The 23674-nt window shown below is 62.8% G+C and carries 32 protein-coding genes and 1 tRNA gene; 27 read left to right on the top strand and 6 right to left on the bottom strand.

What is annotated here, in order from left to right; translation table 11 throughout:
• Positions 1 to 36: 36 nt before the first annotated feature.
• The 20 genes from ACODSU_RS14755 to ACODSU_RS14660 all read left to right on the top strand — a co-directional run bounded on the left by ACODSU_RS14755 (position 37) and on the right by ACODSU_RS14660 (position 12708).
• Positions 37 to 1770: an ABC transporter substrate-binding protein gene (locus ACODSU_RS14755; protein WP_015016021.1), complete on the top strand. Its 1734-nt coding sequence runs from the start codon at positions 37 to 39 to the stop codon at positions 1768 to 1770.
• 186 nt (positions 1771 to 1956) lie between these two features.
• Positions 1957 to 3549: a glycerol-3-phosphate dehydrogenase/oxidase gene (locus ACODSU_RS14750; protein ID WP_488842804.1), complete on the top strand. Its 1593-nt coding sequence runs from the start codon at positions 1957 to 1959 to the stop codon at positions 3547 to 3549.
• Positions 3550 to 3743: 194 nt separating this feature from the next.
• Complete coding sequence (gene rplN / locus ACODSU_RS14745) at positions 3744 to 4112, top strand: 50S ribosomal protein L14 (RefSeq protein WP_007861702.1); 369 nt, start codon at positions 3744 to 3746, stop codon at positions 4110 to 4112.
• Positions 4113 to 4121: 9 nt separating this feature from the next.
• A complete protein-coding gene (gene rplX, locus ACODSU_RS14740; RefSeq protein WP_015016019.1) occupies positions 4122 to 4442 on the top strand; it encodes a 50S ribosomal protein L24 in 321 nt (106 codons plus the stop codon).
• 9 nt (positions 4443 to 4451) lie between these two features.
• On the top strand, positions 4452 to 4991 hold the full coding sequence (rplE, locus tag ACODSU_RS14735; protein ID WP_015016018.1) for a 50S ribosomal protein L5: 540 nt from the start codon (positions 4452 to 4454) through the stop codon (positions 4989 to 4991).
• 8 nt (positions 4992 to 4999) lie between these two features.
• A complete protein-coding gene (gene rpsN / locus ACODSU_RS14730) occupies positions 5000 to 5305 on the top strand; it encodes a 30S ribosomal protein S14 (protein WP_015016017.1) in 306 nt (101 codons plus the stop codon).
• A gap of 20 nt (positions 5306 to 5325) precedes the next feature.
• A complete protein-coding gene (rpsH, locus tag ACODSU_RS14725; RefSeq protein WP_005793636.1) occupies positions 5326 to 5721 on the top strand; it encodes a 30S ribosomal protein S8 in 396 nt (131 codons plus the stop codon).
• A gap of 25 nt (positions 5722 to 5746) precedes the next feature.
• Entirely contained in the window at positions 5747 to 6280 is a 534-nt protein-coding gene (gene rplF / locus ACODSU_RS14720; RefSeq protein ID WP_015016016.1) for a 50S ribosomal protein L6, read from the top strand.
• Positions 6281 to 6291: 11 nt separating this feature from the next.
• Complete coding sequence (gene rplR, locus ACODSU_RS14715; RefSeq protein ID WP_015016015.1) at positions 6292 to 6657, top strand: 50S ribosomal protein L18; 366 nt, start codon at positions 6292 to 6294, stop codon at positions 6655 to 6657.
• A gap of 17 nt (positions 6658 to 6674) precedes the next feature.
• Positions 6675 to 7193 carry a 30S ribosomal protein S5 gene (rpsE, locus tag ACODSU_RS14710; protein ID WP_015016014.1) on the top strand — a complete coding sequence of 173 codons (519 nt, stop codon included), beginning with the start codon at positions 6675 to 6677 and terminating at the stop codon, positions 7191 to 7193.
• A 14-nt stretch (positions 7194 to 7207) separates the two neighbouring features.
• Entirely contained in the window at positions 7208 to 7390 is a 183-nt protein-coding gene (gene rpmD, locus ACODSU_RS14705; protein ID WP_005793644.1) for a 50S ribosomal protein L30, read from the top strand.
• 10 nt (positions 7391 to 7400) lie between these two features.
• Positions 7401 to 7832 (top strand): 50S ribosomal protein L15, encoded by a 432-nt coding sequence (gene rplO, locus ACODSU_RS14700; RefSeq protein ID WP_015016013.1) that lies wholly within the window; start codon positions 7401 to 7403, stop codon positions 7830 to 7832.
• Positions 7833 to 7856: 24 nt separating this feature from the next.
• Positions 7857 to 9176 (top strand): preprotein translocase subunit SecY, encoded by a 1320-nt coding sequence (gene secY, locus ACODSU_RS14695; RefSeq protein ID WP_015016012.1) that lies wholly within the window; start codon positions 7857 to 7859, stop codon positions 9174 to 9176.
• Between the two features lie 136 nt (positions 9177 to 9312).
• Positions 9313 to 9426 (top strand): 50S ribosomal protein L36, encoded by a 114-nt coding sequence (rpmJ, locus tag ACODSU_RS14690; protein ID WP_005793651.1) that lies wholly within the window; start codon positions 9313 to 9315, stop codon positions 9424 to 9426.
• Between the two features lie 23 nt (positions 9427 to 9449).
• Positions 9450 to 9815 (top strand): 30S ribosomal protein S13, encoded by a 366-nt coding sequence (gene rpsM / locus ACODSU_RS14685; RefSeq protein WP_008906516.1) that lies wholly within the window; start codon positions 9450 to 9452, stop codon positions 9813 to 9815.
• A 16-nt stretch (positions 9816 to 9831) separates the two neighbouring features.
• Complete coding sequence (gene rpsK, locus ACODSU_RS14680; protein WP_005793662.1) at positions 9832 to 10236, top strand: 30S ribosomal protein S11; 405 nt, start codon at positions 9832 to 9834, stop codon at positions 10234 to 10236.
• A gap of 92 nt (positions 10237 to 10328) precedes the next feature.
• Positions 10329 to 10952, top strand: coding sequence for a 30S ribosomal protein S4 (gene rpsD, locus ACODSU_RS14675; RefSeq protein ID WP_488842803.1), 624 nt, complete (start codon positions 10329 to 10331; stop codon positions 10950 to 10952).
• A 117-nt stretch (positions 10953 to 11069) separates the two neighbouring features.
• The gene (locus ACODSU_RS14670) at positions 11070 to 12062 is read left to right on the top strand and encodes a DNA-directed RNA polymerase subunit alpha (RefSeq protein ID WP_409785284.1); all 993 of its coding nucleotides are present in this window, start codon (positions 11070 to 11072) and stop codon (positions 12060 to 12062) included.
• A gap of 154 nt (positions 12063 to 12216) precedes the next feature.
• Entirely contained in the window at positions 12217 to 12609 is a 393-nt protein-coding gene (rplQ, locus tag ACODSU_RS14665; protein ID WP_008906513.1) for a 50S ribosomal protein L17, read from the top strand.
• Between the two features lie 22 nt (positions 12610 to 12631).
• A tRNA-Met gene (locus ACODSU_RS14660) sits at positions 12632 to 12708 on the top strand.
• 166 nt (positions 12709 to 12874) lie between these two features.
• Here ACODSU_RS14660 and nhaR read toward each other — a convergent pair.
• Positions 12875 to 13771: a transcriptional activator NhaR gene (gene nhaR, locus ACODSU_RS14655; protein WP_110961795.1), complete on the bottom strand. Its 897-nt coding sequence runs from the start codon at positions 13769 to 13771 to the stop codon at positions 12875 to 12877.
• Between the two features lie 151 nt (positions 13772 to 13922).
• Here nhaR and ACODSU_RS14650 point away from each other — a divergent pair, with 151 nt between their 5' ends.
• Entirely contained in the window at positions 13923 to 14471 is a 549-nt protein-coding gene (locus ACODSU_RS14650; protein ID WP_110961796.1) for an Rrf2 family transcriptional regulator, read from the top strand.
• Between the two features lie 96 nt (positions 14472 to 14567).
• Here ACODSU_RS14650 and ACODSU_RS14645 read toward each other — a convergent pair whose 3' ends face one another.
• The 5 genes from ACODSU_RS14645 to ACODSU_RS14625 all read right to left on the bottom strand — a co-directional run bounded on the left by ACODSU_RS14645 (position 14568) and on the right by ACODSU_RS14625 (position 17203).
• On the bottom strand, positions 14568 to 15161 hold the full coding sequence (locus ACODSU_RS14645; protein WP_488842802.1) for a MarC family protein: 594 nt from the start codon (positions 15159 to 15161) through the stop codon (positions 14568 to 14570).
• Positions 15158 to 15571 (bottom strand): VOC family protein, encoded by a 414-nt coding sequence (locus ACODSU_RS14640; protein ID WP_110961797.1) that lies wholly within the window; start codon positions 15569 to 15571, stop codon positions 15158 to 15160. The genes ACODSU_RS14645 and ACODSU_RS14640 overlap by 4 nt, the downstream gene beginning before the upstream one ends.
• A 52-nt stretch (positions 15572 to 15623) precedes the next feature.
• A complete protein-coding gene (locus ACODSU_RS14635; protein ID WP_295944054.1) occupies positions 15624 to 15998 on the bottom strand; it encodes a hypothetical protein in 375 nt (124 codons plus the stop codon).
• A gap of 63 nt (positions 15999 to 16061) precedes the next feature.
• The gene (locus ACODSU_RS14630; protein WP_488842801.1) at positions 16062 to 16433 is read right to left on the bottom strand and encodes a TraR/DksA family transcriptional regulator; all 372 of its coding nucleotides are present in this window, start codon (positions 16431 to 16433) and stop codon (positions 16062 to 16064) included.
• Between the two features lie 122 nt (positions 16434 to 16555).
• On the bottom strand, positions 16556 to 17203 hold the full coding sequence (locus ACODSU_RS14625; RefSeq protein WP_488842800.1) for a glutathione S-transferase: 648 nt from the start codon (positions 17201 to 17203) through the stop codon (positions 16556 to 16558).
• 123 nt (positions 17204 to 17326) lie between these two features.
• Here ACODSU_RS14625 and ACODSU_RS14620 point away from each other — a divergent pair, with 123 nt between their 5' ends.
• From ACODSU_RS14620 to ACODSU_RS14595, 6 genes are all read left to right on the top strand, one after another.
• A complete protein-coding gene (locus tag ACODSU_RS14620) occupies positions 17327 to 17698 on the top strand; it encodes a DUF2946 family protein (protein ID WP_209820522.1) in 372 nt (123 codons plus the stop codon).
• Positions 17699 to 17778: 80 nt separating this feature from the next.
• Complete coding sequence (locus ACODSU_RS14615; RefSeq protein ID WP_488842799.1) at positions 17779 to 20103, top strand: TonB-dependent receptor; 2325 nt, start codon at positions 17779 to 17781, stop codon at positions 20101 to 20103.
• Positions 20104 to 20117: 14 nt separating this feature from the next.
• Positions 20118 to 20678, top strand: a complete 561-nt coding sequence (locus ACODSU_RS14610; protein WP_203422433.1) for a YcnI family copper-binding membrane protein — start codon at positions 20118 to 20120, stop codon at positions 20676 to 20678.
• A gap of 67 nt (positions 20679 to 20745) precedes the next feature.
• Positions 20746 to 21231, top strand: coding sequence for a copper chaperone PCu(A)C (locus tag ACODSU_RS14605; RefSeq protein WP_488842798.1), 486 nt, complete (start codon positions 20746 to 20748; stop codon positions 21229 to 21231).
• A gap of 106 nt (positions 21232 to 21337) precedes the next feature.
• Complete coding sequence (locus ACODSU_RS14600; RefSeq protein ID WP_488842797.1) at positions 21338 to 22207, top strand: PhaM family polyhydroxyalkanoate granule multifunctional regulatory protein; 870 nt, start codon at positions 21338 to 21340, stop codon at positions 22205 to 22207.
• A gap of 79 nt (positions 22208 to 22286) precedes the next feature.
• Complete coding sequence (locus tag ACODSU_RS14595) at positions 22287 to 23621, top strand: FIST signal transduction protein (protein WP_488842796.1); 1335 nt, start codon at positions 22287 to 22289, stop codon at positions 23619 to 23621.
• Positions 23622 to 23674 lie beyond the last annotated feature (53 nt).

The following is a 23674-nucleotide window of genomic DNA, read 5'->3' as shown; positions in this document are numbered from 1 at the left end:
CTACCAATGGGGGTCTCAATCTGAGAGGAGACAGCAATGAAGATGCAGTTCAAGGCGATCGCTTTCGCCGCCGCGGCTCTGGCGATGGGGCAGGCTGCCTGGGCCGGCGAGGCCGAGGCCAAGAAGTGGATCGACAGCGAATTCCAGCCATCCACGCTGAGCAAAGACCAGCAGATGGCCGAGATGAAGTGGTTCATCGACGCCGCCAAAAAACTCCAGGCCAAGGGCGTGAAGGAAATTTCGGTCGTTTCCGAAACCATCACCACGCACGAGTACGAATCCAAGACGCTCGCCAAGGCGTTTGAGGAAATTACCGGCATCAAGGTCAAGCACGACCTGATCCAGGAAGGGGACGTGGTCGAGAAGCTGCAGACCTCCATGCAGTCGGGCAAGTCCATCTATGACGGCTGGATCTCGGACTCGGACCTGATCGGCACGCACTACCGCTACGGCAAGATCATGAACCTGACCGACTACATGGGCGGCGCAGGCAAGGAGTGGACCAACCCCGGCATCGACATCAAGGACTACATCGGCACCAAGTTCACCACGGCGCCCGATGGCAAGCTGTACCAGCTGCCCGACCAGCAGTTCGCCAACCTGTACTGGTTCCGCGCCGACCTGTTCGACCGCAAGGACCTGAAGGACAAGTTCAAGGCCAAGTACGGCTACGACCTGGGCGTGCCGCTGAACTGGTCGGCCTATGAAGACATCGCCGAGTTCTTTACCAACGACGTGAAGAACATCGACGGCAAGCCGATCTATGGTCACATGGACTACGGCAAGAAGGACCCGTCGCTGGGCTGGCGCTTTACCGATGCCTGGCTGTCCATGGCAGGTTCTGCCGACATTGGCACGCCCAATGGCCTGCCGATCGACGAGTGGGGCATCCGCGTGGCCGACGACAAGTGCACCCCCGTGGGCGCCAGCGTGGCCCGTGGCGGTGCGACCAACTCGCCCGCTGCCGTCTACGCCCTCACCAAGTACGTGGACTGGATGAAGAAGTACGCGCCCAAGGAAGCCACGGGCATGACCTTCGGCGAAGCCGGTCCCGTGCCCGCCCAGGGCCAGATCGCGCAGCAGATTTTCTGGTACACCGCCTTCACGGCCGACATGACCAAGCCCGGCTTGCCGGTGGTGAACGCCGACGGCACGCCCAAGTGGCGCATGGCCCCCGGCCCCAACGGCCCGTACTGGAAGCAAGGCATGCAGAACGGCTACCAGGACGTGGGCAGCTGGACCTTCTTCAAGGACCACGACGCCAACAAGACGGCAGCTGCCTGGCTCTACGCCCAGTTCGTGACCGCCAAGACCACTTCGCTGAAGAAGACCATGGTGGGCCTGACCCCGATCCGCGAGTCGGACATCCAGTCCAAGGCCATGACCGACATGGCACCCAAGCTGGGTGGCCTGGTGGAGTTCTACCGCAGCCCCGCCCGCGTGGCATGGTCGCCCACCGGCACCAACGTGCCTGACTACCCCAAGCTGGCCCAGCTCTGGTGGAAGAACGTGGCCCAGGCTGTGACGGGTGAAAAGACGCCCCAGGGCGCCATGGACACGCTGGCTGACGAAATGGACCAGGTGATGGCCCGTCTGGAGCGCGCCGGCATGGCCCACTGCGCGCCCAAGCTGAACCCCAAGAGCGATCCTTCCAAGTGGCTGAGCGACAAGCAGGCACCTTGGGCCAAGCTCGCCAATGAGAAGCCCAAGGGCCAGACGATTGCCTACAACACACTGCTGCAGGCGTGGAAGGACGGCAAGACGCGCTGATCCGCAGATCAAGGGGTTTTTGTAACCACCATTGATCGGCAGCCAGGGCTCACAAGGTCTCTGGCTGCCTTTTTTGCTCCATACCGCCCCGGCCTCCATGAGGTTTGGGGCGGGTTCTCACCCCGGGAGTGTCAGGAATTCAAGGGTAAACCCTTGGTTTTTACTCCGCCCATGGACAATCACCCCATGACCATTGCCACCGCTCCCCTCCCCACACGGCGCGCCGACCTCCTGGCCCGCCTGGCGCAGCCGCACCAATACGACCTCGCCGTGATCGGCGGGGGCGCGACGGGCCTGGGGGTGGCGCTGGATGCTGCGGCACGCGGCTTCAGCGTGGTGCTGGTGGATTCCCACGATTTCGCCAAAGGGACGTCGTCCCGCGCCACGAAGCTGGTGCATGGCGGAGTCCGTTACCTGGCGCAGGGCAACATCGCCCTGGTGCGCGAGGCGCTGCACGAGCGCACCACGCTGCTGCACAACGCGCCCCATCTGGCGCAGCCACTGCCTTTCGTGATGCCGTCGTACCGTTTCTGGGAAACCCCCTTTTACGGCGTCGGGCTGATGATGTACGACGCGCTGGCGGGCAAGGCGGGCCTGGGCGCCACCCAGTTCCTGGGGCGCGAGAGCACCCTGCGGTGCCTGCCCACCGCCCGTACCGAGGGCCTGAAAGGCGGAGTCAAGTACTGGGATGGCCAGTTTGACGATGCGCGCCTGGCTCTGGCGCTGGCGCGCACGGCGGCCAGCCTGGGCGCCTTGGTGGTCAATTACTGCCCGGCCAAGTCTTTGGTCCACGAGGCGGGCAAGGTCGTGGGCTTTGTCTGCGAGGACGCGGACAGCGGCCAGCAGTTCACCGTGCGCGCACGGTCGGTGGTCAACGCCACGGGCGTGTGGGTGGACACCCTGCGCCAGATGGACGGCGAAGCCATCGGGCGGCCCGTCAAGCCCATGGTGGCGCCCAGCCAGGGCGTGCACATCGTGGTGGACCGGGAGTTCTTGCCGTCCGACCACGCCTTGATGGTGCCCAAGACGGCCGATGGCCGCGTGCTGTTTGCCGTGCCCTGGCTGGGCAAACTCATTCTGGGCACCACCGACAGCCCGCGCCAGGACGTGGTGCGTGAGCCCGAGCCCTTCCGTGAGGAAGTGCGCTTCATCCTGGAGGAATCCGCCCGCTACCTGACCCGCGCGCCCCGCGTCGAGGACATCCGCAGCATCTGGGTGGGCTTGCGCCCGCTGGTCAAGCCGCAAGACGACGACGGCGACAACACCAAGAAGATCAGCCGGGAGCACACGGTGCTGGCGAGCCGCAGCGGCCTGATCACCGTGACCGGCGGAAAGTGGACCACCTACCGGGCCATGGCCGAAGATGTGTTGCAAAAATGCTTCGCCACGGGTCTGCTGCCCGAAAAGCCTGCCGGTGTGACGAACCAGTTGCCGCTGGTGGGCACGCCACGGGAGCCGGTCCAGCACCGGATCAGCGACGCCCAGGGGTTGCACTCCTACGGCAGCGAAGCGGCCGAGGTGCGGGCGATGCCAGGCGCACAAACAGATTTGGGCGGCGGCCTGACCGAGGCCATGGTCCGTTTTGCGGCCCGGTTTGAATATGCCTGCACGGTGGAGGATGTGCTGGCGCGCCGCTCGCGCCTGCTGTTCCTGGATGCCCGCAAGGCCATGGAGTTGGCGCCCGTCGTCGCCCGCATCCTGAGCGAGGAGCTGGGCTCCGACCCGCAACTGGACGCCTTCCTGGCGCTGGCGCCACAGTATCTGCATGTGCCTGCATAACACGGGCTTGACTTCCCGAAAGTGTTTTGCAATAATCGAAGGCTTCGCGTTTCTTACGTGAAGTTTCTGCCCAGCGGGAAGTGCTGCAAATGGTTTGCGGTGCGGACGACGGGCCCAAGACTGACTGGCTGATTTGCGGCCCTTGAGAAGTTCTCTGGGGCTGTTGTCTTCTGGTGCAAGTTGGGAATATTGAAATGATCCAGACAGAATCTCGGTTAGAGGTTGCCGACAATACCGGCGCCAAGTCCGTCCTTTGCATCAAGGTGCTGGGTGGCTCGAAGCGTCGCTATGCAAGCGTTGGCGACATCATCAAGGTGAGCATCAAAGAAGCCGCTCCACGTGGCCGCGTCAAAAAAGGCGAGGTTTACAGCGCAGTGGTGGTTCGCACGGCGAAGGGTATTCGTCGCGGCGACGGTTCGCTCGTCAAATTCGACGGCAATGCTGCAGTGTTGCTGAATGCAAAGTTGGAGCCTATCGGCACCCGCATCTTTGGACCCGTGACGCGTGAACTGCGTACCGAGAAGTTCATGAAGATCGTGTCCCTGGCTCCTGAAGTTCTCTAAGGACGCGCCATGAACAAGATTCGCAAGGGCGACGAAGTCATCGTGCTGACCGGCCGTGACAAGGGCAAGCGTGGCACCGTCACGCTGCGCAAGGATGACTCCCACCTCGTCATCGACGGCATCAATCTGGTCAAGAAGCACGCCAAGCCGAACCCCATGAAGGGTACGACCGGCGGCATCATCGAAAAGGCCATGCCGATTCACCAGTCCAATGTGGCCATCTTCAATGCCGCTACTGGCAAGGCTGATCGCGTGGGCATCAAGGTGCAGGCTGACGGTTCGCGCGTTCGCGTGTTCAAGTCCAGCGGCGCTGAAATCAAGGCGGCCTAAGGGGTAAACATGGCACGACTCCAAGACATTTACCGCGACAAGATCGCTCCCGAACTGACCAAGCAGTTCGGTTACACCTCGCCGATGCAGGTTCCCCGTCTGACCAAGATCACCCTGAATATGGGCGTGAGCGAAGCAGTCTCGGACAAGAAGGTGATGGATAACGCCGTGGCCGACCTGACCAAGATTGCCGGTCAGAAGCCTGTGGTGACCAAGGCCAAGAAGGCTATCGCCGGTTTCAAGATCCGCGAAGGCCAGGCCATCGGTTGCATGGTCACGCTGCGTGGCGTGCAGATGTATGAGTTCCTGGACCGTTTCGTGACCGTGGCTCTGCCCCGCGTTCGTGACTTCCGTGGTATCTCCGGTCGCGCTTTCGACGGCCGTGGCAACTACAACATCGGCGTCAAAGAACAGATCATCTTCCCTGAAATTGAGTACGACAAGGTTGACGCTTTGCGCGGTCTCAATATCAGCATCACCACGACGGCCAAGTCTGACGAAGAAGCCAAGGCGCTTCTCGCTGGTTTCCGTTTCCCGTTCAAGAACTGAGGCGAAGCATGGCTAAAGTAGCTTTGATCCAGCGCGAACTGAAGCGCGAAAAACTGGCAGCCAAGTACGCAACCAAGTATGCGGAACTGAAGGCAATCGCTGGCGATGCCAAGCGCAGCGACGAAGAGCGTGATGCAGCCCGCCTGGGCCTGCAAAAGCTCCCCCGCAATGCCAACCCCACGCGTCAGCGCAACCGTTGCGAAATCACCGGTCGTCCACGCGGCACCTTCCGTCAATTCGGTCTGGCTCGCGCCAAGATCCGCGAACTGGCTTTCAATGGCGACATCCCCGGTGTCACCAAGGCCAGCTGGTAAGCAGGCAGGAGAGATTAAACATGAGCATGAGTGATCCCATCGCTGACTTGCTGACCCGCATCCGTAATGCACAGATGGTCTCCAAGGCCACGGTTCTGGTGCCTTCTTCCAAAGTGAAGATCGCCATCGCCCAGGTGCTGAAGGACGAAGGTTATATCGACGGCTTCCAGGTCAAGACCGAAGCTGGCAAATCCGAACTCGAAATTGCCCTGAAGTACTACGCAGGCCGTCCCGTGATTGAGCGCATCGAGCGCGTCAGCCGCCCTGGTCTGCGTGTCTACAAAGGCCGTGATTCCATTCCACAAGTCATGAACGGTCTGGGTGTGGCAATTGTCACGACGCCCAAGGGCGTTATGACCGATCGCAAGGCGCGCGCTACCGGTGTCGGTGGCGAAGTGCTCTGCTACGTGGCCTAACCCGCGGCATTGAGGAGAAACTGAAATGTCCCGAGTAGGAAAAATGCCCGTGACCATCCCCGCAGGTGTGGATGTGTCCGTGAAAAGCGACCAGATCTCCGTCAAGGGCTCTGGCGGCACCCTGTCGCTGGCGCAAAACGCGCTGGTGAAGGTGTCCAGCAATGACGGCAAGCTCAGCTTTGAGCCTGCCAATGATTCCCGCGAAGCCAATGCCATGAGCGGCACGATTCGCCAGTTGGTTAACAACATGGTGGTCGGTGTCAGCAAGGGCTTTGAAAAGAAGCTGAGCCTGGTGGGCGTGGGCTACAAGGCTGCTGCAGCCGGTTCCAAGCTCAATCTGGCCGTCGGTTATTCGCACCCGGTCAACATCGAGATGCCCGCTGGTATCACGGTTGCCACCCCCACGCCCACGGAAGTGGTGATTAAGGGTGCCGATCGTCAACGCGTCGGTCAAATCGCTGCTGAGATCCGTGCTGTTCGTCCACCCGAGCCCTACAAGGGCAAGGGCATCCGCTATGCGGACGAAAAGATCACGATCAAAGAGACCAAGAAGAAATAAGGAGCTGCAACATGTTGACCAAGAAAGAGCAGCGTCTTCGTCGTTCGCGTCAGACCCGCATCCGCATTGCACAGCAAGGCGTGGCGCGTCTCACCGTGAACCGTACGAACCTCCATATCTACGCCAGTGTGATTTCCGGCGACGGCAGCAAGGTGCTGGCAAGCGCTTCGACGGCAGAAGCCGACGTGCGCAAGTCGCTCGGCGGTTCGGGCAAGGGTGGCAACGCCGCTGCAGCCCAGGTCATCGGCAAGCGTATCGCTGAAAAGGCGAAGGCTGCAGGTGTCGAGAAGGTTGCATTTGATCGCGCAGGCTTTGCCTACCACGGTCGCGTCAAGGCTCTGGCCGACGCAGCCCGTGAAGCCGGCCTGCAGTTCTAAGCGGAGCGGAATACAAAATGGCTAAATTTCAACCCAAAGTGCAAGACGAAGGTCGTGACGACGGTCTGCGCGAAAAAATGATCGCGGTCAACCGCGTGACCAAAGTCGTGAAGGGTGGCCGTATCCTCGGTTTCGCTGCACTGACGGTGGTTGGCGACGGTGATGGCCGCGTGGGCATGGGCAAGGGCAAGTCCAAGGAAGTGCCTGCTGCCGTGCAAAAGGCGATGGAAGAAGCTCGCCGCAACATGGTCAAGGTGTCTCTGAAGAACGGCACCATCTATCACAACGTGACCGGCCACCATGGCGCGGCTGTTGTGATGATGGCTCCCGCTCCCAAGGGTACCGGTATCATCGCCGGCGGCCCGATGCGCGCAGTCTTTGAAGTGCTGGGTGTGACCGACATCGTGGCCAAGAGCCATGGTTCGTCCAACCCCTACAACATGGTCCGTGCTACCTTTGATGCGCTCGTCAATTCGACGACTCCATCGAACGTTGCAGCCAAGCGCGGCAAGACAGTCGAAGACATCTTCGCCTGAACCGGAGCCTGAATATGACAACGCAACAAACCGTCAAGATTCAACTGGTGCGCAGCCCGATTGGCACCAAGGAATCGCACCGCGCCACCGTCCGTGGCCTGGGTCTGCGCAAGCTGAACAGCGTCAGCGAATTGAAGGATTCGCCCGAAGTTCGCGGCATGATTAACAAGATCAGCTACCTGGTCAAAATCGTCTGAGAGATAGATCATGGAACTCAATAGCATCAAGCCCGCAGACGGCGCCAAGCATGCCAAGCGCCGCGTAGGCCGTGGTATCGGCTCCGGCCTGGGCAAGACCGCTGGCCGTGGTCACAAGGGCCAAAAGTCCCGCTCCGGTGGCTACCACAAGGTGGGCTTCGAAGGCGGTCAAATGCCTCTGCAACGTCGCTTGCCCAAGCGCGGCTTCAAGTCGCACCTGCTCAAGTTCAATGCGGAAGTGACGCTGACAGCCCTGGACCAACTGGGTCTGGCTGAAGTGGACGTTCTGGCACTGAAGCAAGCTGGTCTGGTGGGCGAGCTGGCCAAGGTGGTCAAGGTCATCAAGAGCGGTTCCCTGACCAAGGCAGTCAAGCTGTCTGGCGTGGGCGCTACGGCAGGTGCCAAGGCAGCCATCGAAGCTGCTGGTGGCAGCGTCGCCTGAGTGTGGCACTGAAGGAAGGCATCTGTGGCTACTAGCGCGGCTCAAATTGCAAAGACCGGAAAATTCGGCGATCTGCGTCGGCGTCTGGTTTTTCTGTTGCTGGCGCTGGTCGTGTACCGCATCGGGGCGCATATCCCCGTGCCGGGCATCGATCCAGCCCAACTTCAGCAGCTGTTCAGTGGCCAGCAGGGCGGCATCCTGAACCTGTTCAACATGTTCTCGGGTGGCGCGCTGTCGCGTTTCACGGTGTTTGCTCTGGGGATCATGCCGTACATCTCGGCATCGATCATCATGCAGCTGATGACGTACGTGCTGCCCGCCTTCGAGCAGTTGAAGAAGGAAGGCGAAGCCGGCCGCCGGAAGATCACGCAGTACACTCGTTATGGGACCCTGGGCTTGGCCCTGTTCCAGTCGCTGGGTATTGCAGTGGCCCTTGAAAGCTCTGCTGGTCTGGTGCTGAGCCCCGGTTTTGGCTTCCGCCTGACGGCAGTGGTCAGCCTGACCGCGGGAACCATGTTCCTGATGTGGCTGGGTGAGCAGATCACGGAGCGTGGTCTGGGCAACGGGATCTCGATCCTGATCTTCGGTGGTATTGCTGCCGGTCTGCCCAGCTCGATCGGCGGTCTTCTGGAACTGGTACGCACCGGTGCAATGAGCATCCTCGCAGCCATCTTCATCGTCATCGTGGTGGGTCTCGTGACTTACTTCGTGGTGTTCGTGGAGCGTGGTCAGCGCAAGATCCTGGTGAATTACGCACGACGACAAGTCGGCAACAAGGTGTATGGCGGCCAGTCGTCGCACCTGCCCTTGAAGCTGAACATGGCGGGCGTGATTCCTCCGATCTTCGCATCGTCGATCATCCTGTTGCCTGCGACCGTGGTGAACTGGTTCAGCGCTGGCGAATCGATGCGTTGGCTGAAGGACATCTCGGGTGCACTGACGCCAGGTCAGCCGATCTATGTGATGTTCTACGCTGCAGCGATCGTCTTCTTCTGCTTCTTCTACACGGCTTTGGTGTTCAACAGCCGCGAGACTGCAGACAACCTGAAGAAGAGCGGCGCGTTCATCCCGGGCATTCGTCCAGGTGAGCAAACTGCACGTTACATCGACAAGATCCTGGTTCGCCTGACGTTGGCGGGCGCGGTGTACATCACTTTTGTGTGTCTGCTGCCCGAGTTCCTGATCCTGAAGTACAACGTTCCGTTTTACTTTGGTGGAACCTCGCTGCTGATCATTGTGGTGGTGACCATGGACTTTATGGCCCAGGTTCAGAACTACATGATGTCGCAGCAGTACGAATCGCTGCTCAAGAAGGCGAACTTCAAGGGCGGTGCAGGCGGTTGATGGCACCAAGGCGGCGCACGGCGCTGTCTGCAAAGAGTTGGATATCGGTTGAATTGGCGCCCCACGATTTTCGCGGGCACAAATTGTGTTCCGTGCGAAGCAGCCGGGACGGATGGAAAAGTTTTAGGAGAATGCAATGAGAGTTTCGGCTTCGGTCAAAAAAATCTGCCGCAACTGCAAGATCATCCGCCGCAAGGGTGTGGTGCGTGTGATCTGCACGGATCTGCGTCACAAGCAGCGCCAAGGTTGATTGGAAAGTATTAGAGGACGCATATGGCACGTATCGCTGGCATTAACATTCCGCCGCACAAGCACGCGGAAATCGGTTTGACCGCCATTTTTGGCATTGGTCGCACCCGCGCTCGCAAGATCTGCGAAGCAACTGGTATCGCTTACTCCAAGAAGATCAAAGATCTGACGGACGGCGATCTGGAAAAAATTCGCGAGCAAATCGAGCAGTTCACCATTGAAGGTGACCTGCGCCGCGAAACCACGATGAACATCAAGCGTTTGATGGACATCGGCTGCTATCGTGGCTTCCGCCATCGCCGCGGTCTGCCAATGCGTGGTCAGCGCACTCGTACCAATGCACGCACTCGCAAGGGTCCGCGCAAGGGTGCTGCTGCACTGAAGAAATAAAGATTGAAAGATCATCATGGCTAAGTCTCCTGCCAATAACGCAGCTCAGCGCGTCCGCAAGAAGGTCCGGAAGAACGTTTCGGACGGCATTGCCCACGTGCACGCCTCGTTCAACAACACCATCATCACGATCACCGATCGCCAGGGCAACGCTCTGTCATGGGCTTCGTCCGGTGGCCAAGGTTTCAAGGGCTCGCGCAAGTCCACCCCCTTCGCAGCCCAGGTGGCTTCCGAAGTGGCCGGCCGCGCTGCCATCGATCAAGGTATCAAGAACCTTGACGTGGAAATCAAGGGCCCAGGTCCTGGCCGTGAGTCGTCGGTGCGCGCACTGGGCGCACTGGGCATCCGCATCACATCGATCTCCGATGTGACCCCGGTGCCTCACAACGGCTGCCGCCCTCAAAAGCGCCGTCGTATCTAATTTCTCTCTAAGCCCACCGCCGCCTGTGAACGCGCAAGCGCCTCAGGCGGCTCCCGCAATGGTTTGCGGCAGATGACACAAAGGAAGCTCAAGTGGCACGTTATCTCGGCCCCAAGGCCAAACTCTCCCGCCGTGAAGGCACCGACCTGTTCCTGAAGAGCGCACGTCGCTCCATCGCGGACAAGTCCAAGTTCGACTCCAAGCCCGGCCAACACGGCCGCACTTCGGGCGCCCGCACCTCTGACTACGGTCTGCAACTGCGTGAAAAGCAGAAGGTCAAGCGTATGTACGGCGTGCTGGAAAAGCAGTTCCGCCGTTACTTCGAAGCTGCCGACGGCAAGAAGGGCAACACCGGCGCCAACCTGCTGTTCCTGCTGGAATCGCGTCTGGACAACGTCGTGTACCGCATGGGTTTCGGCTCCACCCGCGCTGAAGCGCGCCAACTGGTGTCCCACAAGTCGATCACGGTGAACGGCAAATCGGTGAACATCGCTTCGTACCTGGTCAAGGTGGGTGACGTGGTTGCTGTCCGCGAAAAGTCCAAGAAGCAAGCCCGCGTGGTCGAGGCTCTGCAGCTGGCAGCCCAAGTGGGCATGCCTGCCTGGGTTGAAGTGAACGCCGACAAGGCTGAAGGCGTGTTCAAGAAGGTGCCTGACCGCGACGAGTTCGGCGCCGACATCAACGAATCGCTGATCGTTGAGTTGTACTCGCGTTAATCCGTAGAGTACGGAAGTATTTCAAGCAAACCGTCCCTGAACCGCGAGGCATCGCGGTTTAGGTGCTTCACCAGCCTTACCGGTGTAACGAGCTGGGGGTATTGAGAGGAAGTCTGAATGCAAACCAATTTGCTGAAACCCAAGGCGATCAATGTCGAACAGCTTGGCCATAACCGTGCCAAGGTCGCACTGGAGCCGTTCGAGCGTGGGTACGGCCACACGCTGGGCAATGCCATCCGGCGCGTCCTGCTCTCGTCCATGGTGGGTTACGCAGCGACGGAAGTCACGATTGCAGGCGTTCTGCACGAGTATTCGTCCATCGACGGCGTTCAAGAGGACGTGGTCAACATCCTGTTGAACCTCAAGGGCGTGGTTTTCAAGCTCCACAACCGTGACGAAGTGACACTGAGCCTGCGCAAAGATGGCGAAGGTGTGGTCACTGCCCGTGATATCCAGACCCCTCACGATGTGGAAATCGTCAACCCTGATCACGTGATCGCCAACCTGTCTGCCGGCGGGAAGCTGGACATGCAGATCAAGGTGGAGAAGGGTCGTGGCTATGTGCCCGGTAACATGCGCCGCTATGCCGACGAATCGACCAAGTCGATTGGCCGCATTGTGCTGGACGCATCGTTCTCCCCCGTGAAGCGCGTGAGCTACACCGTGGAAAGCGCCCGTGTGGAGCAGCGTACCGACCTGGACAAGCTGGTGGTCGAGATCGAAACCAACGGTGCGATCACTGCCGAAGACGCTGTGCGCGCATCGGCCAAGATCCTGGTGGAACAGCTGGCGGTATTTGCGCAGCTCGAAGGCGGCGAACTGGCTGCATTCGATGCACCTGCAGGCCCACGTGGTAATGCGACGTTCGATCCGATCCTGCTGCGTCCTGTGGACGAGCTGGAACTGACCGTGCGTTCTGCCAACTGCCTGAAGGCGGAGAACATCTATTACATCGGTGACCTGATCCAGCGCACCGAGAACGAGCTGCTCAAGACGCCTAACCTGGGTCGCAAGTCGCTCAACGAAATCAAGGAAGTGCTGGCATCGCGCGGCCTCACCTTGGGCATGAAGCTTGAGAACTGGCCTCCAGCAGGTCTGGACAAGCGTTAAGCCAAAGCTATAATCGAAGGCTGCCCAAAGTTTGGGCGCCCGGTTTGATGTCCTCCGAAAGGGGGACTTTTCGTTCCTCACGGGGAACAGTGCCTCGGACAGTACCTGATCCGGCTGCCCGATTTAATTACATAGACAGTAGAAAGAAAGCACCATGCGCCACGGACACGGCCTTCGCAAACTCAACCGCACCAGCTCGCACCGCCTCGCGATGCTGCAGAACATGATGAACTCGCTCATCGAGCACGAAGTCATCAAGACCACCGTTCCCAAGGCCAAGGAACTGCGCCGCGTGATCGAGCCCATGATCACCCTGGCCAAGGAAGACTCCGTGGCCAACCGCCGCCTGGCTTTCAACCGTCTGCGCGACCGTGATAGCGTGACCAAGCTGTTCAACGACCTGGGCCCCCGTTTCAAGGTGCGTCCTGGTGGCTACACCCGCATCCTGAAGATGGGCTTCCGCGTGGGCGACAATGCGCCCATGGCCCTGGTCGAACTGGTCGACCGTGCTGCAGAAACCGAAAATAATTCGGCAGCAGCTGAATAATAGGGTATAATTTACTCCTTATCGCGCGATGGAGCAGTCTGGTAGCTCGTTGGGCTCATAACCCAAAGGTCGGAGGTTCAAATCCTTCTCGCGCAACCAAAACATAGCAATCCTTGCTAAAGCAAAACGCCCACTACCCAGTGGGCGTTTTTGTTTGTGCGCCCGATGGTTGACGCGCTAGGCGCTGCCAAGGGTGGATTGCCTTCGCGGTCTCCTGTTCAGACTGCCGTGGAGGTGCCCGACTACCGCGACGTTTCCGACGGGCTCAATGGGCAAAAAGATCCGCCTTCGCGGCTTTGGTGATGGCCACCACACAAGGGTGGGTGATGCGCCTTTCGACGGAGATGGCAAAGAACTCCTCCACCAGTTCGGAGGAGCGCCCGATGACTTCCACGCCAAACTGGGCCGTGGTCTCCTCGTCCAGTACGGAGGGGGAGGTGAAGATGCCCCGGCCTTCACGTCCAAACGCATTCATCAACGCACTGTCGTCGAACTCACCGACCAGGCGGGGCTGCAGTTGGTGCTTGTTCAGCCAATGGTCGAGCTGCTGGCGCACGGACGACATGGGGCCTTGAATGAGCATGGGCGCGCCATGCAGGCACTGTGGGAAGGGTCCCTCCAGCTGGGCCCTCAAGGCGGGGGCGCACAGAAAACTCATGCTGCTGGTGCCCAGCGGGTGGTTGAAGGCCTTGACGCCGATCTTGTTGGACACCGGCTCATCGGCCAGCACCAGGTCCAGCCGGTGCAGGCTCAACTGCGCAATCAGTTCGGGAAACTTGCCCTCATGGCAGGTCATGTGCACGCGCTGCGGCATCCCCAGCGCGGGCTCCAGCAGGTGGTAGGCGACGGATTTGGCAATCGAGTCGGCCACGCCCACCCGGAACTCCAGGGGCTTCTCCTGCCCCCGCGCCAGCCGGATGGATTTTTCCAGCTCGTCCCCCAGCGCAAAGATCTGCTCAGCATAGCCCAGTGCCACGCGGCCCTCGCTGGTCAGCTCCAGGCCGCGCCCCCGCTTGCGGAACAGGTCGTGGCCCAGCCATTCTTCCAGCTGCTTGATCTGGCCAGACAGCGTTTGCGGGGTGGTGTTCAGCTGCTCACCCGCCCGCATCACGCCGCCTGCCTTGGCCACCGTCCAGAAGTAACGCAAGTGCTTGAAATTCATGGAGACCTCAAAGCTTCGAAAAAATCGAAGAAAAAAACACGATAAAACGAATATACGCGAAGTATGAAACTATCTACATTGACGTTTGGCAGCTTCCGTGGCGATCTGCGCTGCGGCCTGTAGCTGCCTGTGTTCACAAGGAGTAGCAACGATGCGTATCACGACCCGAGGACAGCTGGCGGTATCCGCCATGACCGACCTGGCCCTGCGCCAGAAGCTGCGGCCCGTGCCCTTGTCCACCATCAGCGCGCGGCAGGGCATTTCCCTTTCCTACCTGGAGCAGCTGTTCAGCGCGCTGCGCCGTGCCGGCCTCGTGGACAGTACCCGCGGACCAGGCGGCGGCTACACGCTGGCGCGGCGGGCCGAGCAGGTGTCGGTGGCCGAAATCATCCTGGCGGTGGAGAACCTCAAGAACGACGAGCTGCAGAACCTTGGCGCTGGCCAGGCTGCGCAGGTCAAATCCATGACGGGCGAGCTGTGGACCAGCTTCAACTCCCGCGTGATGGAATACCTGCAGTCGGTGACGCTGCAGGACTTGGTGGACCAGGCCCTGAAGCAGGGCACGGTGGTGGAGGAAAAGGCCCCGGCTGCCCGGACCAAGCTGCCCCTGGCGCCCAAGCCCCGTCCACTGATGGCGCGGGTCAATGTGCCCAACTCGGTGTTTGCCTTGGGGAGCATGCCGATCCTGCAGCGCCGCTGAGGCGAAGGGACCCCGCGGTGGTGCAAGGCGTCGGGTGCGGTGCCACGCCCACCGAGGCTGGCGCAGCGGCAGGCTGCCTGGCTGCCGACGGCTACGTTACAACTGGTGTGCGAGCTGCTTGATGCCCCGGATCAGCATCTCGACAGAGATCGCAACCAGGACCAGACCCATCAGGCGTTCAAACGCCATCACCACGCGTTCGCCCACCAGGCGCTGGATGCGTTCGGCCAGCAAGAGCACCACGGCACACACGGCCATGGTGACGCACAGCGCGCCCACCCATTCCCATCGCCGCTCCGGCGCCTGGGCCACCAGCAGCATGACGGTGGCCAGTGCCGAAGGGCCTGCCAGCGCAGGAATGGCCAGCGGCACGATCAGCGGCTCGCCGGGCAGCTCCGCCTGCGGACCATCTGCCGACGGAAAGATCATGCGCAGCGCGATCAAAAACAGCACCACGGCGCCGGCAATCTGCAGCGACAGGTCGCTCAGGTTCATCACCCGCAGAAACTCTGCCCCGAAGAACAGGAACACCAGCAGCAGGGCAAACGCAATCAGCACCTCCCGCAGGATCACCCGCGCCCGGCGCTCGGGCGCCACGCCCCGCAGGGCATTGGCAAAGATAGGGATGTTGCCCAGCGGATCGGTGATCAGCAGGAGCAGGATGGTGGCCGACGCGAAGGTGTAGCTCACGTTGCGTACACCGCGTCCAGCGAGCGAAAGCCCTTGATCTCGATCGGATTGCCGCTGGGGTCGTGGAAGAACATCGTCCACTGCTCGCCGGGCTGGCCTTCAAAGCGCACCTGCGGCTCCAGCACGAAGGCAGTGCCGGCGGCCTTCAACCGCGCGGCCAGTGCATGCCAGTCGGGGAGTTCCAGAATGGCGCCGAAATGCGGCATGGGGACCAGGTGGTCCCCCACATGCCCGGTGCGGGCGCTGGCAAACGGTGTGCCCAGGTGCAACGAGATCTGGTGGCCAAAAAAATCGAAGTCCACCCAGGTGTCGGTGCTTCGGCCTTCCTGGCAGCCCAGCACGCCGCCGTAAAAGCGGCGGGCGGCGTCCAGGTCGGTGACGTGAAAGGCGAGGTGAAAGAGGCTGCGCATCCCGCAGAGGATAGCAGCCAGGGGCCACGCCGTGGCGTGGCCGGGAGGTCGGTCAGGCGACCGACGGATCGGCGGCCATGTTGTCAAACTTCTTGAAGTACTGGCGCGCCATGGCCACCAGCTGGGCGTCTGTCGGATGGTCCGCGGCCACCGAGTCCACGACCACGCCGGCCACGGCCGCATGGTGTTTGGCGGTCCAGTCGCGGAACTGGTTGCGCACCAGGCCCGGGCCGGCCAGCAGCACCTCGCGGGTGTGGGTCAGGGCCTGGGCCACTTCGGCAAAAAACGGTGCGAGGTCTTCGGCCTTGCCCTGGTGCTTGTGGTGGCTGCGGGACTTGATGCGCTGAGCTTCGGCGTGTTCGCGGTCGAACATCACCACATGGGCTTCGGATTGGTCCATCCAGACAACGGCGTGAAAAGTGCTCATGAATCGGCTTTCTTGAAGTGATGACAAAAACGGGAAGGAAGAGGGGGGAGCGGGCGAACCTGCTCACGCAGCACGCGGGTGTTGCTCGGCCTTTTCCTGGCAATGCACGCAGCGCGCTGCCTCGGGTTGGGCATGCAGGCGGGCGGCGGTGATGTGGGCGCCGCAGTCTGTGCACTCGCCATATGTGCCCGCTTCGATGCGGGCGAGGGCGGCTTCGACAGCCGCTAGGTGCGCAGTTTCGCGTTCGCCCAGGGCAAATTCCAGTTCGCGCTCGGTGGCCACCTGGGCGCGTGGGTCTTCCGGTTGCCCAAAGTGTTCAGCGGCCACTTCGGCGCGACCGATGACGCCGCCGCGCTGTGCGGCCAGCTGGGCCAGCAGCTCGGACTGCCGGGTCAGCAACTGCTGGCGAAATGGGGCGGCTTGGGTCTTGTCCATGCGGGGTCTCCTCGGGGTGATCGGATACCTGCATGGTGCGCCTGTGCGCGGCGCGGTGGGTTGACCAAGGTCAAGGGATGGCGCGCGGTGTCACTGCCCGGTGACACCGCTGCGGGGAGGGCTCAGCGCTTGGGCGGGCGCGCCAGCATTTCGGCTGTGTTGGTCTTGCGGTCCGCGTTCACGCGCTGCACATGGGGGCGCTCGGCCATGCGGGCCAGGTAGTCGCGCACGGGCAGGTCGGCCAGGTAGTCCTTGCCGTAGACGATCTTGGTGGCCGAGCTGACCAGCGGCAGGTGCACGATGGCCGCGCAGTCGGCCATGGTGAAGGTGTCGCCGCCCACGTAGGGGCTGAACTGGGCCAGCTGGCCGAAGGCGGCAATGTTCTTCTGCAGCTGTGCGCCGACCTTTTCCTTGGCCGTCTCGCTCACGGTGCCGCCAAAGAAGGCCTGGGGATACAGGTTGCGCGCGACCAGCTCCAGGTGCAGTTCCAGGAATGTGATCAGCTCGCGCACCTTGGCGGCTTGGTAGGGGTCGGCCGGGATCAGCGGGTGCTCGGGATGGGCGGCTTCGATGTAGTCGGCCATCACGGCAGACTCACACAGCGGTCCCTGCGGCGTGCGCAGGTAGGGCACCTTGCCCAGCGGGCTGGCGCTGCGGTCGGTTTCGCCCACCCAGGCCAGCTCTTCGGTGAACGGCAGGCCCTTTTCGAGCAGGGCCAGCTTGACCTTGTTGTAGTAGTTGCTGGCCGAAAAGCCGCAGAGTGTGAGCATGGCGTGTCTCCTTGTTTGTGGTGTTGGCAGGCGCACATCCTAGGTCGGTGGGTGGCGTCAAGCGGTCACGCAGATGACCCGCGCGCCGGTCGGCGCGAGCCGCGCACCTACAATGGCGCCTCCATGTCCTTGCCGTCCCTGCAAACCCTTCGCAGCCTTCGCTGGCTCGCCCGCCTGGTGCTGGCGTGGTTTGTGTTGTCGATCGGCGTGGCGGTGGCGTCGCCGCTGGTGCATCCGCAGGCCATGGAGCTGATTTGCTCGGGCTCGGGCGCCATCAAGGTGCTGGTCAAGACCGACGACGGCGCCAAGGAACTGTCCAGCCACACGCTGGACTGCCCGCTGTGTGCGCATGTGGGCGCTCCCCCTCCCGCATCCCAGGCCCAGCTGCCTGTGGTTCACCCCCTGGCGCATGCCCTGCGCCCCATCCCTGCCGCGCACATTGCAGCGCGCACTGCCGCGCCGCTGCCGCCGCGCGGGCCCCCATCGCTCTCCTGAAATCGCTATTGATTCGATAGCTGCTTGCGCATGATTCACCTGCGCTTGCGGCCTATTTGGCTTGATTTTCAGGAGTTTCCATGCGCAAAAGCCGCATGGCGCTGGCCGTGGCCAGTGCCTTTCCCCTCGTCCTGGGCATCACGTATGCCGGTGCTTCCTCCGCCGCTGATAGCGCAAGCACCAGCACTGCCAGCCATGCCCCGGTCAAGGAACTGGGCGTGGTTACCATCAGCGGTGGCCAGCCCACCTCTCTGCCCACGCAGATCCCCACCACCATCGAAGGCGTGACGCGCGAGCAGATCGAGCACTCGATCAACGCCACCGACAGCGAAGACGCCCTCAAGTACCTGCCCAGTCTGCTGGTGCGCAAGCGCTACATCGGCGACTACAACCACGCCGTGTTGTCCACCCGCGCGTCGGGCACGGGCAACCCGGCGCGCTCCATGGTGTTTGCCGATGGCATCTTGCTGAGTAACTACCTGGGCAACGGCCCCACCAACGCGCCGCGCTGGATGCTGGTCACGCCCGAAGAGATCGAGCGCGTGGACGTGCTCTACGGCCCGTTCTCGGCCGCCTACGCAGGCAACTCGGTGGGCGCGGTGGTGGACTACCTTACGCGCATGCCGACGAAGTTTGAGGCGCACGGGCAGGTGAGCTACCAGCACCAGCCGTTCGACCTGTACAGCACCAACGGCACCTACGGCGGCAAGCAGGTGAGCGCCTCGGTGGGCAATAAGAATGGCGACTGGTCGTGGTTCCTTAACTTCAACAAGACCGACAGCGAAGGCCAGCCGCTCACCTTCCCCACGCGCCTCGTGTCGGCAGGTGCCGTGGGCAGTGCGGGCACACCCGTGACGGGCGCCGTACTGGACAACAACCGCAGCAACCAGCCCTGGTATCTGCTGGGCACCGCCACGCAGTACCACACGCAGCAAGACCACATCAAGGCCAAGATCGCTTACGACTTCTCGCCCACGGTGCGGGCCGCCTACACCTTGGGCTGGTGGCACAACGAGTCCGAAGGTCGGCCCACCAGCTACCTGCGCGACGCCAATGGCAATGCGGTGTACAGCGGCACGGTCAACATCAACGGCCGCTCGTTCGCGCTCACGCCCACCGACTTCAACGTCTCCAACGAAGACCTCACGCATTTCATGCACGGCCTGTCGGTCAAGAGCCGCACGCAAGGCGTGTTTGACTGGGAGGTAGCCGCCAGCCTGTACGACTACCAGACCGACACCCTGCGCGCCGCCACCGTGGCACTGCCCGCGGCGCTGAACGGCGGGGCAGGGCGCATTGTCAACAGCAAGGGCACGGGCTGGAACACCCTGGCCGCCAAGGGCACCTGGCGGCCTGATGGGGTGTTGGGCGCACACATCGTGGACTTTGGCCTGCAGCGCGACAGCTACCAGCTGCGCACCGTGGAGAACACCACGACCAACTGGATCAACGGTGCCGCAGGTGCCCGCAACCAAGCCTTCAACGGCGACACGCAGCTCATCGGCCTGTGGGCGCAAGACACCTGGAAGATCGCGCCCCAATGGAAGGCCGTGCTGGGCGCTCGCGCCGAGCGTTGGAGCGCCAGCAACGGCCAGACAGGCAACGCCACCACCACCGTGGGCCACCCTGATCGCAACGAAAACTACCTCTCGCCCAAGGCTGCGGTGGCCTACCAGGCCAGCGACCTCTGGGTGCTCAAGGCATCGACAGGCCGCGCCGTACGCATGCCCACGGTGTCTGAGCTGTACCAGGGCGGCATCAGCGGCAGCGGCACGCTCATCAACAACGACCCCAACCTCAAGCCCGAAAAGAGCTGGACCACCGAGCTGACGGCCGAGCGGGACCTAGGCAACGGTTTGCTGCGCCTGACGGCGTTCTTTGAGCGCACCAAGGACGCGCTGTACTCTCAGACCAATGTGCTCGTCACCCCCAACGTCACCAACGTGCAGAACGTGGACGCCATCAGTACCAAGGGCATTGAGCTGTCGTACCAGGCCGCCAACGTCTTCGTGCGTGGGCTGGAGCTGGGCAGCAGCCTGACCTGGACAGACTCCAAGATCACGCGCAACGACAAGTTCCCCGCCAGCGTCGGCAAATGGCAACCACGCATCCCCGAGTGGCGCGCTACCGCCGTGGCCACCTACCGGCCGGACGATAAATGGTCGTACACCCTGGGCGCGCGCTACAGCGGCAAGCAATACAGCACGCTCGACAACAGCGATCCCAACGGTTTTGCCTACCAGGGCGCAAGCCGCTACTTCACTACCGATGTGCGCGTGCGCTACCAGATCACCAAAGCGGTCAGCGCCGCCGTGGGCATCGACAACCTGAACAACTACCAGTTCTGGAACTTCCACCCCTACCCGCAGCGCAGCTACATGGCTGAGTTGAAGGTCTCCCTCTGAAAGGAATACTCCCCATGTTGTTGAATACTATGAAAAAGATAGCTGCTGCCGCATGTTTGACTAGCGCTACCGCCCTGTTTGGCACTGCATCGGCCCATGTGGTGCTTGAATACCAGGTGGCACCGGCCGGCGCTAGCTACAAGGCCGCGTTCAAGGTGGGCCACGGCTGCGGCGCATCGCCCACGCGGCAGGTGGTGGTGGACATCCCCGCGGGCATGCGCGGCGCGCGCCCCATGCCCAAGCCGGGCTGGACGCTCGACGTGCAGCGCGACAAGCTGGCACAGCCGTACACCAGCCATGGCCGCACCATCACCGAAGACGTGGTGCGCGTGACCTGGACAGCCAAGACCGCAGACGACATGCTGCAGAGCGCCCACTACGACGAGTTCGTGCTGGTCGCCACCGCCCCCGAGCAAGCAGGAACCGTGTACTGGCCCGTGCGCCAGGTCTGCGTCGAAGGCCGTAACGACTGGGTGGATGTGCCCCAGGCGGGCCAGAAGCTGTCAGACCTCAAGTCCCCTGCGGCAGCGCTGGAGATTCTGCCCAGCGGTGGCGCGGCTGCCCACAATCATTGACAGTCGGGCCCAGCCCCTCATCCCCCTCTATCCCTCTTTTCTTTGAGCCAACCGAAAGACATTCACCATGAAAACACTGCTTCACACCGCCGCCATCATTGCTGCACTGCTCAGCGCCCCGGCATGGGCGCAGACCGCCGCCGTCAAGGTCGAAGGCGCCTGGGCCCGCGCCAGCGTGCAGGGCCAGAAGGCCACGGGCGCGTTCATGCGCCTCACGGCCAAGGACGGCGCGCGCCTGGTGCGCGCCGAGTCGCCCGCGGCCGGCCTGGCCGAAGTGCACGAGATGAAGATGGAAGGCGACATCATGAAGATGCGCGCCGTGCCCGCGCTGGACCTGCCGGCGGGCAAGACGGTGGAGCTCAAGCCCGGCGGCTACCACGTCATGCTGCTGGACCTGAAGGCGCCGCTGGCCAAGGACAGCACGGTGCCGCTCACCCTGGTGTTCCAGGACGCCAAGGGCGTGGAAAGCAAGCTGAACCTGACGGTGCCGGTGGGCACCTCCGCACCCGGCGGCGCCACGGCGGGCAGCATGATGGATGGGCACAAACACTGAGATCCCCACGACCGCAGCGCCTTCGCGGGCGCAACGCATTGGAGTAAGCTGTGCCTCCTCAAGAACCTGGAGCAGGTTCCAACGACCCACCTCTCGCGGAGCGGCCATGAGCGACACATCCAACAACTTCGGTTTCGGCAAATTCGTCCCCGGTTTTGACTTTCTGCAAAGCCTGGCCAAGGGGGCGTCCAGCAGCATTCCGCAGTTGCCCAACCTCTCCAACTGGGTGGCCCCCACCATCAGCGTGGAAGAGCTGGAAAAGCGCATTGAAGAGCTGAAGGCCGTGCAGTTCTGGTTGGAGCAGAACTCCCGCGCGCTGGCCGCCACCATCCAGGCGCTGGAGGTGCAGAAGATGACCCTGGCCACGCTCAAGGGCATGAACTTCAGCATGGGCGATGTGGCCAACGCCTTCAAGCTCAAGACCGCCGACACAGTGATGAGTGGCGTGCAAAAGGCCGCCGACACCGTGAGCGGCGCCGCCGAGGCCGTGGCTGGTGCGGCGGCCCGCGTCACGGGCCGCGCCGCCGCTGAGGAAGCACCGGAAGAGACCGAGGACGACGCTGAGCCGGCCGCCAAATCCAAGCCCAAAGCCAAGGGCAAGACTGCGGCTGCGGCCGAGCCCGCCGTGGTGGACCCGATGCAGTGGTGGGGAGCGCTCACCAGCCAGTTCCAGCAGATCGCGGCCAACGCCATGAAGGACGCGGCCAAGCAGACTGCCATCGACACCACCAAGAACATGGCCACCGGCCTGGCCAAGGAAGCCCTGAAGACGGCCACCGGCATGGCCAGCCAGTTTGCGGCCAAGGGCATGCAGACCATGCAGGGCGGCGCCAAGCGCGCGGCGGCATCATCCGCAGGCGCCGCAAAAAAGACTGCTGCGGCCAAGAAGCCCGCAGCCCGCAAAACCACCACGAAGCCCGCCGCCAAGAAGGCCGGCGGCACCCGCAGCCCGGCTGCCCGCAAGCGAGCGGGCTGACGCCAACGCGGGCGGGTGCGGCAGCACGCGGGTGGTGCCACGTTGCATCACCTCCCGCCCCGGCACGGAGACCCTCACCATGAAACTCTTTCCCACCGGCCACGCCACCCACCCCCAGTGGCGCATGGCCGCTGCGCTGGTGCTGGCGCAGCTGCGCGCCCAGATGGCGCTGCCCGACTACGCATCGGCCCCCACCCTGGGCCTGCTCTACATCACCGACCACTACGCCAACGAAGCCCAGGCGCTGCTCGACTACCTGAGCGGTGAGCTGCCTGAAGTGACCGACTGGAGCGGCACCGTGGGGGTGGGCGTGTCGGCCAACAATGCCGAATACTTTGATGAGCCCGCGCTCTCGGTCATGCTGCTGGATGTGCCGGCTGACCAGTACCGCGTGTTCTCGGGCGTGGCGCCGCTGCCTGCCCATGCGCCGCACGCCGGCACGGGCTTTGTGGCCCACACCGCGCTGGTGCATGCCGACGGCCACACGCCGGACCTCACCGAACTGCTCGCCGAGATGGCTGCGCGGACCGACACGGGCTATCTGTTCGGCGGCCTCAGCGCCAGCCGCACAGCCAGCGTGCAGTTTGCCGTGGGCGGCGACGGCAACATCGTCGGGCAAGGCGGTGCCAGCGGGGTGTTTGACGGCGGTCTCTCGGGCGTGGCGTTTGGCCCGGGCGTGTCGGTGGTGTCGCGTGTCACGCAGGGCTGCCAGCCCGTGGGCGCGCTGCACACCATCACGGCCGCGCAGGACAACGTCGTGCTCGCGCTCGACGGCGAGCCTGCGCTGGATGTGCTGCTCGACACGCTGCAGGTCTCGCTCGACGGGGGCGACCCGCAGCCCGCGCTGCGCAAGGTGCGCGCCACGCTGGCAGGCCTGGTCAACGCCGGTGAACAACCGCAGGGACAGCGCCGCACGGGCCACTTTGGCGCCGACACGCGCGTGCGCCATATCCTGGGGCTGGACGGTTCTCGCCGGGGTGTGGCGCTGGCCGACCGTGTGGAGCCGGGCATGCATCTGGCGTTCTGCCAGCGCAACGTGGCGGCGGCGCGTGCCGACCTCATGCGCATCTGCGCCGAAATCCGGGAGGAGCTATCGCCCGAGGAACTGGAGTCCGCGCCGATGCTGTCGTCCGACGCCCCCGGCGGCCTCGATGCTGCGCCGGGAGCCGCAACGCCCGCTGGCGCTCAACCGCCCGTTGGGCGGCGCATTTGCGGCGCGATTTATGTGAGCTGCTCGGGCCGGGGCGGCCCGCATTTTGGCGGGCCCAGCGCCGAGCTGCAGATCGTGCGCCACGCGCTGGGCGATGTGCCCCTGGCGGGGTTCTTTGCGGGGGGCGAGATCGCCCACCACCATCTGTACGGCTACACCGGCGTGTTGACGGTGTTTGTGGACGGCGAGCCCTCACCGTCCTGATGTAGAAGAGGAAAGAGGGGGCTTGCCGGCAAGCAGTCCCCCCGGCGGGTTCG

The sequence above is a fragment of the Acidovorax sp. FG48 genome (assembly GCF_057809085.1).
Note: the sequence above shows the minus strand (reverse complement) of the source record. Positions and strands in the feature narration are given on the sequence as shown.

What these genes read in the sequence shown, in the direction of transcription:
- ACODSU_RS14755 (WP_015016021.1), top strand. Translation starts at nt 37, where the DNA reads ATGAAGATGCAGTTCAAGGCGATCGCTTTCGCCGCCGCGGCTCTGGCG.
- ACODSU_RS14750 (WP_488842804.1), top strand. Translation starts at nt 1,957, where the DNA reads ATGACCATTGCCACCGCTCCCCTCCCCACACGGCGCGCCGACCTCCTG.
- rplN (WP_007861702.1), top strand. Translation starts at nt 3,744, where the DNA reads ATGATCCAGACAGAATCTCGGTTAGAGGTTGCCGACAATACCGGCGCC.
- rplX (WP_015016019.1), top strand. Translation starts at nt 4,122, where the DNA reads ATGAACAAGATTCGCAAGGGCGACGAAGTCATCGTGCTGACCGGCCGT.
- rplE (WP_015016018.1), top strand. Translation starts at nt 4,452, where the DNA reads ATGGCACGACTCCAAGACATTTACCGCGACAAGATCGCTCCCGAACTG.
- rpsN (WP_015016017.1), top strand. Translation starts at nt 5,000, where the DNA reads ATGGCTAAAGTAGCTTTGATCCAGCGCGAACTGAAGCGCGAAAAACTG.
- rpsH (WP_005793636.1), top strand. Translation starts at nt 5,326, where the DNA reads ATGAGCATGAGTGATCCCATCGCTGACTTGCTGACCCGCATCCGTAAT.
- rplF (WP_015016016.1), top strand. Translation starts at nt 5,747, where the DNA reads ATGTCCCGAGTAGGAAAAATGCCCGTGACCATCCCCGCAGGTGTGGAT.
- rplR (WP_015016015.1), top strand. Translation starts at nt 6,292, where the DNA reads ATGTTGACCAAGAAAGAGCAGCGTCTTCGTCGTTCGCGTCAGACCCGC.
- rpsE (WP_015016014.1), top strand. Translation starts at nt 6,675, where the DNA reads ATGGCTAAATTTCAACCCAAAGTGCAAGACGAAGGTCGTGACGACGGT.
- rpmD (WP_005793644.1), top strand. Translation starts at nt 7,208, where the DNA reads ATGACAACGCAACAAACCGTCAAGATTCAACTGGTGCGCAGCCCGATT.
- rplO (WP_015016013.1), top strand. Translation starts at nt 7,401, where the DNA reads ATGGAACTCAATAGCATCAAGCCCGCAGACGGCGCCAAGCATGCCAAG.
- rpmJ (WP_005793651.1), top strand. Translation starts at nt 9,313, where the DNA reads ATGAGAGTTTCGGCTTCGGTCAAAAAAATCTGCCGCAACTGCAAGATC.
- rpsM (WP_008906516.1), top strand. Translation starts at nt 9,450, where the DNA reads ATGGCACGTATCGCTGGCATTAACATTCCGCCGCACAAGCACGCGGAA.
- rpsK (WP_005793662.1), top strand. Translation starts at nt 9,832, where the DNA reads ATGGCTAAGTCTCCTGCCAATAACGCAGCTCAGCGCGTCCGCAAGAAG.
- ACODSU_RS14670 (WP_409785284.1), top strand. Translation starts at nt 11,070, where the DNA reads ATGCAAACCAATTTGCTGAAACCCAAGGCGATCAATGTCGAACAGCTT.
- rplQ (WP_008906513.1), top strand. Translation starts at nt 12,217, where the DNA reads ATGCGCCACGGACACGGCCTTCGCAAACTCAACCGCACCAGCTCGCAC.
- nhaR (WP_110961795.1), bottom strand. Translation starts at nt 13,771, where the DNA reads ATGAATTTCAAGCACTTGCGTTACTTCTGGACGGTGGCCAAGGCAGGC.
- ACODSU_RS14650 (WP_110961796.1), top strand. Translation starts at nt 13,923, where the DNA reads ATGCGTATCACGACCCGAGGACAGCTGGCGGTATCCGCCATGACCGAC.
- ACODSU_RS14640 (WP_110961797.1), bottom strand. Translation starts at nt 15,571, where the DNA reads ATGCGCAGCCTCTTTCACCTCGCCTTTCACGTCACCGACCTGGACGCC.
- ACODSU_RS14635 (WP_295944054.1), bottom strand. Translation starts at nt 15,998, where the DNA reads ATGAGCACTTTTCACGCCGTTGTCTGGATGGACCAATCCGAAGCCCAT.
- ACODSU_RS14630 (WP_488842801.1), bottom strand. Translation starts at nt 16,433, where the DNA reads ATGGACAAGACCCAAGCCGCCCCATTTCGCCAGCAGTTGCTGACCCGG.
- ACODSU_RS14625 (WP_488842800.1), bottom strand. Translation starts at nt 17,203, where the DNA reads ATGCTCACACTCTGCGGCTTTTCGGCCAGCAACTACTACAACAAGGTC.
- ACODSU_RS14620 (WP_209820522.1), top strand. Translation starts at nt 17,327, where the DNA reads ATGTCCTTGCCGTCCCTGCAAACCCTTCGCAGCCTTCGCTGGCTCGCC.
- ACODSU_RS14615 (WP_488842799.1), top strand. Translation starts at nt 17,779, where the DNA reads ATGCGCAAAAGCCGCATGGCGCTGGCCGTGGCCAGTGCCTTTCCCCTC.
- ACODSU_RS14610 (WP_203422433.1), top strand. Translation starts at nt 20,118, where the DNA reads ATGTTGTTGAATACTATGAAAAAGATAGCTGCTGCCGCATGTTTGACT.
- ACODSU_RS14605 (WP_488842798.1), top strand. Translation starts at nt 20,746, where the DNA reads ATGAAAACACTGCTTCACACCGCCGCCATCATTGCTGCACTGCTCAGC.
- ACODSU_RS14600 (WP_488842797.1), top strand. Translation starts at nt 21,338, where the DNA reads ATGAGCGACACATCCAACAACTTCGGTTTCGGCAAATTCGTCCCCGGT.
- ACODSU_RS14595 (WP_488842796.1), top strand. Translation starts at nt 22,287, where the DNA reads ATGAAACTCTTTCCCACCGGCCACGCCACCCACCCCCAGTGGCGCATG.